The sequence below is a fragment of the Sphingomonas sp. SDUR79 genome, from assembly GCF_056821745.1.
In genome coordinates, this window is the sequence record NZ_JBPDIN010000001.1 from 1,466,374 (window position 1) to 1,481,304 (window position 14,931).

Annotated in this window: 10 protein-coding genes and 1 tRNA gene; 5 read left to right on the forward strand and 6 right to left on the reverse strand. The window is 64.0% G+C overall.

Translation table 11 applies throughout. From position 1 onward, the window contains the following. Positions 1-60 precede the first annotated feature (60 nt). Positions 61-136: transfer RNA gene (locus tag ACRYLO_RS07080), tRNA-Lys, on the forward strand. A gap of 382 nt (positions 137-518) precedes the next feature. Here ACRYLO_RS07080 and ACRYLO_RS07085 read toward each other — a convergent pair. Continuing rightward, the gene (locus ACRYLO_RS07085) at positions 519-7,331 is read right to left on the reverse strand and encodes a hypothetical protein (RefSeq protein WP_482659512.1); all 6,813 of its coding nucleotides are present in this window, start codon (positions 7,329-7,331) and stop codon (positions 519-521) included. Between the two features lie 492 nt (positions 7,332-7,823). On the opposite strand from ACRYLO_RS07085, the gene ACRYLO_RS07090 reads away from it, so the two are divergent. From ACRYLO_RS07090 to ACRYLO_RS07105, 4 genes are all read left to right on the forward strand, one after another. Continuing rightward, positions 7,824-8,459, forward strand: a complete 636-nt coding sequence (locus ACRYLO_RS07090; protein ID WP_482659513.1) for a hypothetical protein — start codon at positions 7,824-7,826, stop codon at positions 8,457-8,459. A 121-nt stretch (positions 8,460-8,580) separates the two neighbouring features. Then, on the forward strand, positions 8,581-9,174 hold the full coding sequence (locus tag ACRYLO_RS07095) for a hypothetical protein (protein WP_482659514.1): 594 nt from the start codon (positions 8,581-8,583) through the stop codon (positions 9,172-9,174). Between the two features lies 1 nt (position 9,175). Further along, positions 9,176-9,847 (forward strand): hypothetical protein, encoded by a 672-nt coding sequence (locus ACRYLO_RS07100; RefSeq protein WP_482659515.1) that lies wholly within the window; start codon positions 9,176-9,178, stop codon positions 9,845-9,847. A gap of 87 nt (positions 9,848-9,934) precedes the next feature. Beyond that, a complete protein-coding gene (locus ACRYLO_RS07105; RefSeq protein WP_482659516.1) occupies positions 9,935-10,135 on the forward strand; it encodes a hypothetical protein in 201 nt (66 codons plus the stop codon). Between the two features lie 31 nt (positions 10,136-10,166). Here ACRYLO_RS07105 and ACRYLO_RS07110 read toward each other — a convergent pair whose 3' ends face one another. Genes ACRYLO_RS07110 through gatC form a run of 5 tightly spaced genes read right to left on the reverse strand, consistent with a single transcriptional unit; the run spans position 10,167 to position 14,919 of the window. After that, a complete protein-coding gene (locus ACRYLO_RS07110; protein WP_482659517.1) occupies positions 10,167-11,033 on the reverse strand; it encodes a hypothetical protein in 867 nt (288 codons plus the stop codon). A gap of 44 nt (positions 11,034-11,077) precedes the next feature. Then, positions 11,078-11,635 carry a hypothetical protein gene (locus tag ACRYLO_RS07115; RefSeq protein WP_482659518.1) on the reverse strand — a complete coding sequence of 186 codons (558 nt, stop codon included), beginning with the start codon at positions 11,633-11,635 and terminating at the stop codon, positions 11,078-11,080. Positions 11,636-11,691: 56 nt separating this feature from the next. Next, positions 11,692-13,146 (reverse strand): Asp-tRNA(Asn)/Glu-tRNA(Gln) amidotransferase subunit GatB, encoded by a 1,455-nt coding sequence (gene gatB, locus ACRYLO_RS07120; protein WP_482659519.1) that lies wholly within the window; start codon positions 13,144-13,146, stop codon positions 11,692-11,694. A gap of 1 nt (position 13,147) precedes the next feature. Then, entirely contained in the window at positions 13,148-14,632 is a 1,485-nt protein-coding gene (gatA, locus tag ACRYLO_RS07125; protein ID WP_482659520.1) for an Asp-tRNA(Asn)/Glu-tRNA(Gln) amidotransferase subunit GatA, read from the reverse strand. Then, complete coding sequence (gene gatC / locus ACRYLO_RS07130; RefSeq protein ID WP_310036847.1) at positions 14,632-14,919, reverse strand: Asp-tRNA(Asn)/Glu-tRNA(Gln) amidotransferase subunit GatC; 288 nt, start codon at positions 14,917-14,919, stop codon at positions 14,632-14,634. The genes gatA and gatC overlap by 1 nt, the downstream gene beginning before the upstream one ends. Between the last annotated feature and the right edge of the window lie 12 nt (positions 14,920-14,931).

Consider the following 14,931-nt stretch of genomic DNA (forward strand, 5'->3'; position numbering starts at 1 on the left):
CTATCCGCGCCACTCCCGAACGCGGCAAGCGGCTGTTCAGCCCTTCCCACCGCCCGGAATGGACGCATAGCTCAGTTGGTAGAGCAGCTGACTCTTAATCAGCGGGTCCTTGGTTCGAGCCCAAGTGCGTCCACCATTTCCTTCCTGGATTGCGACACCCTACGCAGGCGCGTAACGCGAACGCGGCCCGTTCCACGCTGGGGATAGCGGGCGTGGCTTCTCATCGCGCTGCTCTGCCAGCGCCCGCCTTATGGTGGCATCCGCGCGTCCGACATGCGCACGGGCCGCACAATCGGGGATCGGCCGTTCGGCACGGCGCGGCGCCATGGCCGGAGGCCATCACTTCTTGGAAACGCCGATCGGCGACGCCCTGATTGCCTATGCCCTACCCGATCGCCGGGTTAAGGCATTTCAGGGGTCGGGGGACCGCTATCCAACCAGATGCCAATGCCGAGGCTAAAGCGATCAAGGGGCGACCACCGGCCCAAGTCGCCGTGGCCGCCCATATCGGCCAAGATTCAAAACTGCGCGAAATCGACGAACAATCGCGGGTTGTAAAAGTCGTGCAGCATCCCCGCGACCAGTTCCTGCCCTTCGCCGACACGTTCTTCGACAAGCCTGGACTGCTGCTGCGCCGATGCTGCAAAGATGAAATCGCGTTCGGACAGGCTGGCGCGGGTGACGCCGTTGAGGACGATCATGTCGCCATTGTGCAGCAACGGGTCGCCGCCACCCAGGTCGATCGCGGTCGTTCCGCCATTTTCATGCATAGAGTTCAGCACATCCTGCCAGGTCAGCCCAAAGGCGCGGAGATCGATGCGATCCACGCCCACCTGGAAATCGCCGATCACATCGGCGCTGGTCCCGCGTTCGAACACGAAAATATCCGCTCCCGCCTCGCCGAACAGGACGTCGCGACCGCCCCCGCCATTAAGGATGTCGTCGCCAGCGCCACCCAGCAACCAATTGTCATACTGGCTGCCGGTGATGCGGTTGTTCAGCTCATTGCCCACCCCGAACGGGGTGTAGTCGAGCAGCACCAGATTCTCGACATTGGCGTAGAGGTAGTAACCGGCGCTGTTCATTCGCGCGTAAACCGTGTCGATGCCGCCATCTACAGCCTCGAAGGTCAGGTCGGCCGGCGTATCGACATAATAGATGTCGTCGCCCGCGCCGCCATCCATCAGATCGTGATCACCCGCACCGCTATTGCCATAAAGGATGTCGTTGCCGGCACCGCCGACGAGGATGTCGGTGGCAAAGTCGGAGCCACCAATCAGGATATCGTCACCGTCCTCGCCATATAGGGCGTCGGCATCGTCCCCGCCGTCGATGACGTCGTCACCCGCCCCGCCGGCCAGATAGTCGATACCCGCGTCCCCAAAGAGCCGATCGTCGCCGTCCTGGCCAAATAGCGAATCCACTCCGCCGCCGCCGCGTACCAGATCGTCACCGGCCCCCGCGATCAGCAGGTTCGAACCGCTATTGCCGATGATCGTATTTGCCAGTTCGTTGCCGACGCCGAACAGGTCACCGGCGCCTTCGGCCAGCGTCAGATGCTCGACATGCTGCCACAGATAGTGGCTACCGGTCGCAATGACGCTGTCGACGCCGCCACCGGCAAATTCGAACACCAGATCGTCCTGACGATCGACATAATAGAGATCGTCGCCCGTGCCGCCATAGAGCCGGTCGGCACCGGCACCGCCATCGATCAAATCGGGGCCAGCGCCGCCAACCAACTCATCGGATCCCGCAGTGCCGTAATATTCGAACCGCGCACCGGCACCGGCGAGCCCCGGATAGACCGGCGCAGTGCCCGCTGCTGGCGGCGGGGGCGGTGCCGACGGTGCGACGTCCGTTGGCAGGTCGAACGCGTTGAACCGGAAATTGTCCGCCGTGATTGCAGACAGCTGCACACCGCGCAGCAGGATCGTGTCCCCGGTTGAGAATGTCACCAGCACGTCCGCCCCGCGCTGCTCGATCGCGGAATAGGCCGAATAACCGACGGCATAGATGATGTCGCCATTCGCGCCGGCCGCAAAATCGGTAATCACGTCATGGCCCGACCCAATGCCGATGTAGAAGCGGTCGCGCCCGGTTCCGCCGGTCAGCACGTCATCGCCGCCCGCTCCGATCAGCCAGTCTTCGCCAAAGCCGCCGAGCAGCGTGTCGCTATGGGCACCGCCGTAGAGCCGGTCGTCGCCATCCCCGCCCGAGACGCTGGCAAGCGCGCGGCCCAGCCGGCCGTCATAGATGTCGTCACCGCCCATCAGATCGACCGGTCCGGTGACCACACCGCTATTCTGCAGCAGTTCGTTGCCGCCGCCCAGGCGCACGATCCCTTCTAGCCGTCCGCTATTATAGATGGTGAAGCTGCTGCCTGCATTGGCCCCGCCGTCGATGGCGTAATCGCCGGTCACGGTGCCGCTGTTCCAGAAAAACCCGCGTCCATTGACTTCAATGTGCACCGCCGCGCTGTCGAGCGCGCTGGTGGAATCGCTGACGGCGATGGTGCCGCTATTGACTGCATTGCCGGCTTGGCTGGAAGCGCCATTATTGAAGAAGACGTCGACACCGATGCTCGCCTCGCCGCCGCGTGCGGTGATGGTGCCGCTGTTCTGGAACCCGTCCTGATTGTAATAGATTCCCGTCGCGCTGCCGCCCGCCTCCGCAATGATGCTTCCGCTGTTATGGACCATTCCCGAGGGCCAATAGACGGCCACCGCATCGGCACCGGGATCGGCGGCAACCGCCCGGATCGTCCCCATGTTCCAAGGCGCGCCCATGACGCCCCACGCGTCGCCGCGATGGGCGATGACTTCAAACGTTCCGCCTGCCTCGATGACGAACGCTCCTTCGCCAGAAACGTAGCCATTCGGTCCTGAAACATCGTTTCCGGCGATCATTCCGGCGAGCGGAGCCTCGCTCGCATCGGCTTCGATCCGGACGGTGCCGGCGATAAAGGTTTGTATCCCGCCTTCGACTCCCTCCAGCCACAAGGGCGACTGGTGCAGCCCGATCCGGAAATGCGCCTGATAATCCGGGTTTGTCAGGTGCAGCGTCGTGCCAGCCTCGACCAGGAAGACCGGCTCGTTGACCATCACGAAATCGGGCACCTGCCCCGACGGCTCCGGCGCGAGTTCGTTGGCGCGGAACAGCAGATTGGAGGCGTTGATCGCCGAGAGCTGGACATTCTCGACAATGATCGCGTCACTGCCCGACAGGGTGATGCGGACGTTGCTGCCGTCCTGAACGATCGACTGATAGCCGGTGTATCCGAACACCTCGATCCGGTCTCCCGCCGAAAAGTCGGTGATCCGGTCGATCCCGTCCCCATCGGAGAAGAGGAATCGGTCATTTCCAGCGCCGCCAGTCAGGCGATCGGCACCGGAATCGCCAACGAGGATATCGTCCCCGTCGCCCCCAACCAGCACATCGTCGCCCGCCGCACCCTCAAGGAAATCCGCCGCGGCCGAGCCCCGGATCGTGTCGGCATAGACCGATCCGACCACTGCCTCGAACCCGCGGACGTAAGAGGTCCCGCGATTGATCGCAGTGCCGAGCGCCAGATCGACCTCAACCCCCTGCCACGCGTCGAGGAAGCTGAGCGTGTCATAGCCCGCACCACCGTCCAGTGCATCGCGACCGCTACCGCCCTGAACCAGGTCGTCGCCAGCGCCCGCCAGGATCAGGTCGTCGCCCCGCCCGCCGATCAGCCAGTCACCATGGTCGCCGCCGAGCAACCGGTCATCGCCGGTGCCGCCGTCGACCACCCCCCGATGCTCGCCACCCCGCCCGTCGTACAGATCGTCGCCGGATTCGAGCATCGTCGCGCCCGTCATCAGGCCCGTATTGATTATCTGATCATCGCCATAGGCCAGATAGACGTCGCCCAGAATGCTTCCGCTATTTTCGATGCGCTCGGCGGCGATGTAATGGGTGCCGCTGTGGGTCGAGCTCACTAGGATCGCGATGTCGGCAGCGATCACACCGCTGTTGACAAACAGTGCAGGGGCGCCGGTTACCCGCGAGTTCTGCTCGAGAAGCACACCGATGCTGGCATAGGGCGAATTGGGCCCAGTCGTCACGACGATTTCGCCCGAATTGACGAACCCGCCATTCACGTAATCCTGGATATTGACCCCGATCGCGATCCTGCCGCCCGTGACCTCGATCAGACCGGTATTCGTGACCGCGCTGTAACGGTTGTTACGATCGATGCCGATGGCATCATATTCGCTGGTGACGCGGAACGTGCCATTGTTGACGATCGATACATCGGAGTACGTCATGATCCCGGTCGCGTGCATGTAGCTGCCATGGACTTCGAAGATCCCGTCGTTCAGAAAATCGACGGTGCCCAAAGACGGCTGAAAATAACCATAGGTCCGGCTGGTAACGAACGGCGATGGCCCGTCGTCAGGAATTCCGCGCGTTTCGACGATGAATGTCCCGGTCGCTGTGTTGTGAAACAACGCGTCCGAGGCCCCATTTACAAATGGCACATAGATGCCGGCCAGGATGCCATGCGCGCCGCCATAGCCGTCCTGACTGACCTCGATAGTACCGGAGTTAACGAACGACTGGGCACCGGAGCTGAAGACGAGGCCGGGCCGGCGCTCCTCGAGATATGCCGGGTTGTTGATGCTGAGCGTGGTGCCTTCCGGGTTGGTATGCTGGCCCGTCACCCGGTAATAACCGGGGTTGGATTCAGCGGGATCATAGCCGCCGACAAAGCTTGCGGCGGTCAGGTCCGATGCGCGCGTCAGTGACAGGAACATCACCATCACGCTGTCCGCGCCGGCGGTCCCGGTTGGATGGAACCACAGTTCGACGCCGCCCCCCGCACTGTCGCGCACCTGAATATGGCCAGTGGAAAAGGGGTTTAGCCCGGAGGCAGCTGTCCACGCATTGCCGGTAAACGCGGAAAGCGCCGCGCGGAAATCGATCTGGTTGCCAGTTTCGAATGCTAATTGGTAGAAATCGGACACGCGCAGGACGCCGCCCCCCGTGCCGAATCCGGCATCCAGCGTGATCACATCGTCGCCGCCGCCGAGCACCAGATCGACGTCGGAAGCGATCGACGCGACGCTGATCGCGTCATCGTCATCGCCCAGGTCGATGAACGCGCCGCCGGATCCGGCGAGCAGCGTCACCCGATCGGCGCCAATGCCCATCGATGCGCGATAGCCGGGGCCAACGGCGAGCGTTGCCTGATCATTGCCAATGCCCCCCTGGATATATCCTGGGCGAATATCGGAAAGCCATGGGGTCGATCCGACAACAAACACATCGTCGCCACTGCCGCCGATCAGGCCATCCTCCCCGTCCGGATCCTCGAACCGGTCGTTGCCGTCATGGCCGTCCAGATAATCGCGACCGGCTCCGCCGATCAGCGTGTCGTTACCCAATTCGCCTGACAGGATGTCATCGCCGTCCCCGCCCTGCAGCACATCGTCGCCCGCCTGGCCGATGATGATATCGTTTCCGCCGAGCCCGGACATCGTGTCCCCGGCATCGGTGCCGGACAGGCGATCGTCTTCCGCGGTTCCCGTCAGCGCCGTCGGGCGCGTCACGATCCCCAGGTTGAAATCGGTCAAGTCGGCGACGTTGGTGTTGCGAAAGATAACGAGGACCGGCGCGTTTGCGGTGTTCCCCATCCGCAGCAACGTGTCCGCTCCGGACTGAACCAGGACCGCATTGTCCTGATAGAACTGGTTGTACCAGGTCGGCAGGAACGGGTCGTAAATCGATAAGGGGCCATTGCCTCCCAAAACGGCCTGTGCGTACGCAAGCCAGTCGAGCCGGTCACCCGTATCGCCGGTCTGGAAATCGGTGATCTCGATCGTCAGGCGGGGGGGGCCTCCATTCGAATCCGGATGGATCACAATCACGTCCTGCCCGCTGCCGGTCGTGACTTGCAGGGGACCGGCGAGCGTCGTCATGCTATGCAGGACGAACCGATCATTGCCCGCGCCGAGATTGACCGCAACCGTGCCGTCCAGGTTGCTGCTCGAAAACTCGACCAGGTCATCGCCGCCTCCGCCATCGATCCGGATCGTTTCAGCCACCGGCCGCGAGCCATGCCGCACGATAATATGATCATTGCCTTCGCCGCCGTCGAGCGTGTCGGACCCTTCGCCCACGTCCTGCAGCACATCGTCGCCATCGCCGCCAATCAGCGTATCGTCGCCATTTCCGCCGGACAGCAGATCATCGCCCGCACCGCCATCGATCCGGTCATTGCCGTGGCTGCCAAGAATTTCGTCATCGCCGCCCAGCCCGTTCAGGACGTCGCCGCCGGCCGTGCCATCGATGAAATCCGCTCCGGCAGTGCCATTCAGCTGGACGCCGACCAGAGCCGAGCCATCGAGCGCAAATCCGTTGAGATTGAAGGCGGTGAGCGAAGACAGCGCAACGCCGTTGAGCCGCACCACCTGGGTCATGTCGCTGGACCCGCCATTCCCGTCATAATCCTGATAGATGACGGTGTCTGCCCCTTCCTGAACCGCGCGCAGGTGCCCGGTCGCAAAGGGATTGGCGTCGATCGTCCAGCCATTGGTGTTGGCGAGCGGACCAAGGTCGATCACGTCACCGCCGGCGCCCGCCTGGAAATCGGTGATGATGAGCGGCAGCGGGTCCGCGTTACTCCGCCATAAGTGGTAGTCCGCCCCAAGCTCCACGCGATCCTGGCCCGCGCCCAGAGTGACGGTCACTTCGACAATCCGGCTGCCGAGGTACAGGCGATCGTTGCCCGCGCCGAGATCGACCGCGGCCGTTCCGGTATAGCTGCCACCGCTGCCCCAGCGATCGAACCGAACATGCAAGTAAACCTGGTCGTTCCCGTCGCCCGCATGAATCGTCTGGGCAAAGCGAACCGGATCATAGGGAAACTGGTAGAATTGGGTTTCAAAGCGGATGATGTCGTCGCCCGCCCCCCCATCGAATCGGTTGTTCCCCACCATATCGGTCAGCACGTCATCGCCGTCGCCGCCGATCAGGACGTCGTCATTCCCGCCGCCCTCGAGGATATCGTCGCCCGTTCCTCCGCGCAGTTCGTCGCGCCCGTCCGACCCGGTCAAGCGGTCGTTGCCGCCAAGGCCGTCGATCACCGAACCCGCCGGGTCCGCGTTGAGCACGTCGTCGCCTTCGGTTCCGGTGATCACGGAATTGGCAGGATCCGCATCCTCGACCATAACGACAGGTCCGGGCTCAGCCGCTACCGCGACCGCATCAAGGTCGCGCACGAAACCGCCCCCGACCGGGGGCTGGTCAGCGACTTCATCCCGGTGAAACTGGCCCAGTCGCTGCTGTCCGAACGCTTCCATCATCTGCCCCCCGAGACAAAATCGCCAACAATTACAAGAATTATGCGCGCGATTCCCCCAAATCGGGGAAACTGATATTTCGGAATTGAAAGCAAAGCGAGACGGATTTTCACTGGCTATGCTGCACTAGGGCCGGGCAGCGCTGAACCAAAATATTGGCGGAGCGTTCGACAGGCACAGGAGACTCCCGATGCCCGTAGAACCGCCCATTCCAGCCCAGCCCTCCGTCCCGCCGCCCGAGGCGCCACCGACGCCTCAGCCCGGCCAGCCCGCCCCCGCGACACCCGAGATCGCGCCCCCGGCACCAGACATCGATATCCCGTCCCCACAACCCGGCGGCGATCCGCCGGCGACGCCGGTCCAGCCTGTGGCGTGAGGATCGCCTGGCCGGTCTGTTAAACCGCGCTGCTGTCGCCGGTGAGCCCCGATATTAGCCAGTTGACCGACGCACGTTCGAAGGGTTAGCCTCGGGTCAGGGCCAGGGGAATCAACATGGGTGCGATGTGGGTGATGGCCGCCATGTTGGCGGCTGCCGGGGTGCAGGACGACGCCGCGCCAAATTCCCAATTGCAGCCTTCTTGCGAACTTCACGTCTGGCCGGGATCGAAACTCGGGTCGGTCTATAGCGGGTGGGTCCGCGGCGGTATCGTCAACGGCGCGGTGACCGGGCGCGACGGCTATCCCAGGACGCCGGCGGACGCGATCAATACCGCGGAACAGGCGGAACTCCTCAAACAGGCCGGACTGCCAGCACTGCTGAAACTCGACACCTATCGGGTGGTGATGCACGCAGATGCCCTACCCAGCAGCGTCATACGGCGTTCGCCATCGCGCATCGCGACGTCGGAATCGCCTTGCTACGCGGAATTGATCGTCGACGACGTGATGATGCAGCATGACGCGTTCGTCTCCGGCAAGTTTTTGAAGGTTCTGTTCCGTTATCGGGAGTTTGGCACCGATCCGGCCCCGACCCGCGCTTTTGGAACATGGGTGCAGACGCGACTGGTGAAATTCCCACCGGCCCTTCCTGAGGAAGAAGAAGCCGCGCTCGCCGAAATCAAGCTGGCGTTCGCGAAAAACATCACTTCTTTCGCTGCCGCGTTACGGGCGCCAGCGAAAAAGCGCTGATCGGCCGGACATGACGATCTGGTTGGCATTCGCCGGTGCGGCACTTCCCGCACCAGCCCAGCCCCCTGCCGCCCTCCCCGATCAAGCGATATGCGAGCTGCATGTCTGGCCTGCATCCGGGATGACCAGCATTCGCCAACGCGCGTCCGAATCGAACCGGATGACCGGGTTGCTCCCGGAGCTGATTCAACGGGCCCAACGGCAGGCTGCGGAGCGTGCCGACGCAAAGGCGGACGCTCGGCTCGCCCAATCTGCGGCACCCGAACCCCTCTCGACCGCACGCCAGAAGGAAGTGCTCCACGCGCTTCCGCTTTCCGACCTGTTCGGAGGCTCCGACTATCGCACCGTGATTCACGGCGAACCGCTCGAAAGCCGGGCGATCCGATCCGTCAAGTCGCGCTATTCGGCCGCCACGATGCCCTGCTATGCCGAGCTTGTTCTGGTCGATGTGGTCTATTCGCGCGAATATGCGCGCGGGCGGAACCTCAAGACACTCTTCCGCTATCGTCAGTTCAATGGCTCGGCTGAGCCATATTACAGCTTCGGTACATGGGCCCAGACCAAGCTCGAGATCTTTTCGTTCGACCCGCTACGGTCGGACGAGGCCGCACTCAACGAACTTGCTTCGGCGCTGCGAAGCAATGTTGTGCTGTTCTCCGAATATTTGGAGCGCGGGCGACAGTCCACAGCGACCAACAATGGGAAGAGTGAATAGGATGAAAACATTCATCAGTCGCATCGCACTTGCGGCCTTCGGCGCTGCGCTGTGCACATCGACCGCAGCCGTGGCGCAGGACGCGGCGCCATGCGAACTCCACATCTGGCCGGCAGAACGTATGAACTCCGTAACGACGGGTCTCCTCGGTGGTGGCCTGCTCGATGCGGCCATTCACAGCGGGCGGGATGCCAGCAACAAGGCGAGCCTGGCGAGCGCGCTGGACAGCCCGTCGCAGCTCGAAGCCCTGGAATCCGTGAACCTTCAGGAACTGCTTCAGCTCAAGCCCGGCACCGTGCTCGTCAAGCACGAGACCCCGCTTGAGCGGAAGACCATGAGCAAGGTCAAGACGCGCCGTTCGGATTCGACCGCAGCCTGCTACAGCGAGCTGATCGTCGCAGACGTCTTCTATCAGAAGGCCGCAATTTACGGTCGTTCGCTCAGGACGCTCTTCATGCTGCGCGAGTTTGACTCGGCCCAGAAGATCGCGTTCGAGTACAAGGCATGGGGCGGTAACGGCCTCAAGCTGTTCCCACCCAAGGAAGGCGAGGATTCGATCGCCGCGCTCGACGAGCTCGTCACGGTCTTCAAGAAGAACTTTGAAGAATATGCGGGCAATGCCCGCAAGGCCATCGCCGCCCGCCCCGCGCCGAAGGCAAAGGCGAAGGGCTAAAAGACTCGCGTGACACGCGACTGAATAACCGATCACCCGGAGCATCTCGCCAATTGGCGCGTTGTTCCGGGTGAGAGGATTAAAGCCATGACCGATCGCCTGCCCGACCCGCATCCCGACAGCCTACCCGACGCAGACCATGACCAGCGCAGCGACCTCGAACGCGCGGTCACCGATACCAATCGCGACATCGAGAATGTTCAGGACGACACCCCGCCTGAGGGCGTCGACGGGGCAGTAGGCGGGACCGGGGGCGTCGTGAAGAATCAGGACGACACCGCGCAGTAACGCGAGTGCGCCAATCTAAACTATCGAATCCTCAGCGCCCGGTCGCGCCTCCGCGGGCCGGTGCGCCGGATTTGATATCGATCGCCCTGCCCCGCACATAGTCCAGCACGCCGGGGACGGGTCCCAGTCGATTGACCCCGCCATTGTTCAAATCGACGAAGCTCCCGACGGCAAAATACTCGGCCGGAGAAACGGTCATGCCCGCCAGAACGGCCGGAAGCGTGCCGTCGCGACGATCGGGGCGCACCGTCCCGCCGATCAGGAACCACGGCGTATCGCTGCTCGGTCCAAAGCCGGTTTCATCCTTCAGCTCCGGAATTTTGGAGCGGAACTTCGCCGTGTCGAAGAACATGGTGCCAAGGTCGCTGACCGTCCCCGCCTTTGCCGTGAACCCGACCGTCCCCAGGCACCAGCAAACTGCCAACCCCTGCGGCCCCATTCCCCAGGACGTGCCATAGAGCACATAATCGCCCGGAACCGCCTCGATCAGATAGAGGTTATCGGGCGTGCCCTTCGCCAACGGGAAATTGTGGCGGATCCCTGCAAGATTGGCGACGGCCGGATAGAAATAAGTGAATGTGTCGAGCGTGGGTTCGGGCGGTATCGGACCGCTCGGCTTGCGCCCCTGGCTTTCCTGCTCCGCGCGGCGGCGCAGGGCCTTTTCCCGCTCCTCGATCAGCTTCGGCCGGGCTTCCTCGAACGCCTTCGCCCGTGCCGTGCGATAATCTTCGAGCTCTGCCGATGTCGGCTTGCGCAGAAACACGGGCTCGAACGACGGAACGCCCTTGGGCCGGTGCATGCGGAACAGCAGATAGGCGCGGTCGGGGCGGATCGTGACCGGCTGTCCCTCACTGATCTCGACCAGCATGGGCTGAGGAGCGGCTGGCGTTTGCACCATCGCAGGCGCCGAAGCGGACAATGTTGCGAGCAAGGCGAGCAGCATCAGCGGTCCTCCGGCAGCGGGTCGGCATCGGGCCGCGGGCCCGACGCCGCCTTGGCCTGCATCGCGATCGAGGCGGACGAGAAATTGTCGGTCAGCAGCTCCCAGCGGCGCTCCTGCAGCGGATAGCGTTGATATCCGCGCGGCTCCATACAGCGGCGGAGCCGGGACTGATGCGCGCGGCGCACCAACGGCCCGGCAATGATCTCTCCGATCACCGCGCCGACAATTCCATAGGGTTGGATGACCGAGGGCTGCACCGTCGCGACGCTGGCCGCCTCCTCCCATGGCACGAACCGGGGGACCGAAGCGGTGGCATTGGGCGCCGGCATGAACCGATAGCAATCGGCGATGTCAGCATAGGCCTCGGCATAGCTGGTATCGGCGCGCCAGAAGTAGAAATATTTCCAGCCGTTGGACACGACCGCCGGATCGCGACCACCCGACAGGTCCGGGATGGTCACTGTGGCGGGATCGGGCGGCTCGACCGCCGTCTGAGCGAGCGCCGATGGTGCCAACGCGACCAGCATCAGCCCCGCGCATGCCATCCTGAGATCCATTCGCCCCTCCCCTGCGGGATGGTATCGCGCGCTCGAACTGCGCGCAATGCGAAGGATCAGCCCGCGAGCGCCTTCTTCAGCAGGTCGTTGACCACGCCCGGATTGGCCTTCCCGCCCATCGCCTTCATCGTCTGGCCGACGAAGAAGCCGAACAGAGCCTCCTTGCCGCCGCGATACTGTTCCAGCTGGCCGGGGTTCTTCGCCAGCACCTCGGCAATCACCGCCTCGATCGCGCCGGTGTCCGACGTCTGTTTGAGCCCGCGCTCCTCGACGATCTTGGCCGCGCTGTCGCCGGTTTCGAGCATGATCTCGAATACCTGCTTGGCGAGGCTGCCCGAGATGGTGCCGTCGGCGACCAGGCCCAGCAGCTCGGCCGCCTGGGCCGCCGCAACCGGCGACTCCTCGATGCTCTTGCCCAGCTTGTTGAGCGCGCCGAACAGCTCGGACGTCACCCAGTTCGACGCCGCCGCACCCTTTGCGCCCGCGTCGAGCAGCGCGTCGAAATAGCGCGCGGTCTCGACCTCGGCGGTCAGCACCCCGGCATTATACGGCGTCACCCCCGCCGCGATGTAGCGCGCACGCTTGGCATCGGGCAGTTCGGGCAGCGATGCGCGGCAATCGTCCAGAAACGCATCGTCCAGTTCGAGCGGGAGCAGGTCGGGATCAGGGAAGTAGCGATAGTCATGCGCGTCTTCCTTCGACCGCATCGACCGCGTTTCGCCGCGATCGGGGTCGAATAGGCGCGTCTCCTGCACGATCGTGCCGCCGCTCTCCAGCACCTCGATCTGGCGCTTCGCCTCGATCTCCACGGTCTGCATGACGAAGCGGACCGAGTTGACGTTCTTGGTCTCGGTGCGCGTGCCGAACTCCGCGCCGGGCTTCCGCACGCTGACGTTGACGTCCGCGCGCATCGACCCCTGATCCATATTGCCGTCGCACGACCCGACATAGCGCAGGATCGAGCGCAGCTTGGCGAGATACGCCCCGGCCTCAGCCGGCGAGCGCATGTCGGGCTTCGACACGATCTCCATCAGCGCGACGCCGCTGCGGTTGAGGTCGACATAGGACAGGCGCGGATGCTGGTCGTGCATCAGCTTGCCGGCATCCTGCTCGACATGGATGCGCTCGACCCCGATCGTCTTGGTCTCGCCATCGACGTCAATCTCGACTTCGCCCTCGCCGACCAGCGGGTGATAGAGCTGGCTGATCTGATAGCCCTGCGGCAGATCGGCGTAGAAGTAATTCTTGCGGTCGAACCGCGACCATTTGTTGATCTGCGCATCGATCGCCATGCCGGTGCGCACCGCCTGACGAATGCACTCCATGTTCGGTACCGGCAGCATGCCAGGCATCGCCGCATCGACGAGGCTGACCTGCGTATTCGGCTCCGCCCCGAACGCAGTCGCGGCGCCGGAGAACAGCTTGGCGTTGGACGTGACCTGCGCGTGGACCTCAAGGCCGATCACGACCTCCCACTCACCGGTTTCGCCTTTGATCCGATACTCGCTCATCTTACCACCACTGCTCCGGCCGCGCCGTAAATCCCGCGCGCTGTTCGATAGCGAGGCTCGCGTTGAGCACGCCCTGCTCGTCCAGCGGCTTGCCGATGATCTGCAGGCCGAGCGGCAGCCCGTCCTTGTCCAGCCCGCCCGGCACCGACATCGCCGGGATGCCCGCCAGCGAAGACGGCACGGTGAACACGTCGTTCAAATACATCGCCAGCGGATCGGCCGACTTCTCGCCCAGCGCAAATGCGGCGCTCGGCGCGGTCGGGGTCAGCAGCAGGTCGCACTGCGTCCACGCCCGCTCGAAATCGCGCGCGATAAGTGTGCGGACCTTCTGCGCCTGGGTGTAATAGGCGTCGTAGAAGCCCGCCGAGAGCACATAGGTGCCGATCAGGATGCGGCGCTGCACCTCCGGCCCGAACCCGGCGGCGCGGGTCGCGGCGTACATGTCCTGCAGCCCTGCGCCATCGGGCAGATCGCGCTGGCCATAGCGCACACCGTCATAACGGGCGAGGTTCGACGACGCCTCGGCAGGCGCGATGATGTAATAGGCCGGCAGCGCGTACTTCGTGTGCGGCAGCGAGACCTCGACGATCTCCGCGCCGGCATCCTTCAACCAGTCGATGCCCTGCTGCCACAACGCCTCGATCTCGCCCGGCATGCCGTCGACGCGATATTCCTTGGGGATGCCGACCTTCTTGCCGCGCAGATCCGCGCTGAGCCCTTGCTCCCACTTCGGCACGTCAAGCTTGAGCGAGGTCGCGTCTTTCGCGTCAAAGCCCGCCATCGCCTCCAGCATGATCGCGCAGTCGCGCACGTCGCGCGCCATCGGCCCCGCCTGATCGAGCGACGAGGCGAACGCCACCACGCCCCAGCGCGAGCAGCGGCCATAGGTCGGCTTGATGCCCGAAATGCCAGTGAATGCCGCAGGCTGACGGATCGATCCGCCGGTATCGGTGCCGGTCGCTGCGGGCACGAGCCGCGCGCTGATCGCCGCCGAGCTGCCGCCCGACGAACCGCCGGGCGCCAGCGGCGCATTGCCGCCATCCTTGCGCCGCCACGGGCTGATCACATTGCCGAAATAGCTGGTCTCGTTCGACGATCCCATCGCGAACTGGTCGAGGTTCAGCTTGCCCAGCATGCCCGCGCCCGCGTCCCACAATTTCTGCGAGACGGTCGATTCATAGACCGGCTTGAACCCCTCCAGCATATGGCTCGCGGCGGTGGTCTGCACGCCCTTGGTGCAGAACAGGTCCTTCATGCCGATCGGCACGCCGGCCAGCGGCTTGAGCGTTTCGCCAGCGGCACGCGCGGCGTCGGCTTCACGCGCGGCGGCGAGCGCATGCTCGGGGGTCTCGACGATGAAGGCATTGAGCTGCTTGGCCGCGCTCACCTTGACGATGAAGGCGTCGGCGACTTCGCGCGCCGAAAACTCGCCCGTGCGGATGCCGTCGCGCAGCGCGGCGACGCCGAGATTGGTGACGTCGGTCATTATTCGATCACCTTGGGCACGGTGAAAAAGCCATGCTCGGCGAGCGGCGCATTGGCCAGCACCGCGTCGCGCATGTCGCCGTCATTCACGACGTCCTCGCGCAGGCGCAGCGTGTTCGGGATCACGGCGGTCATCGGTTCGACGGACGAGGTATCGACCTCGCCCAGCTGCTCGATCCAGCCGAGGATGTTGTTGAGCTCAGGCGCGAGCCGCTCGGCGTCGGCATCGCTGATCGCGATACGCGCAAGGCTCGCGACCTTCTTCACGGTGGCGGGTTCTACGGACATGGGGAGCGCCTA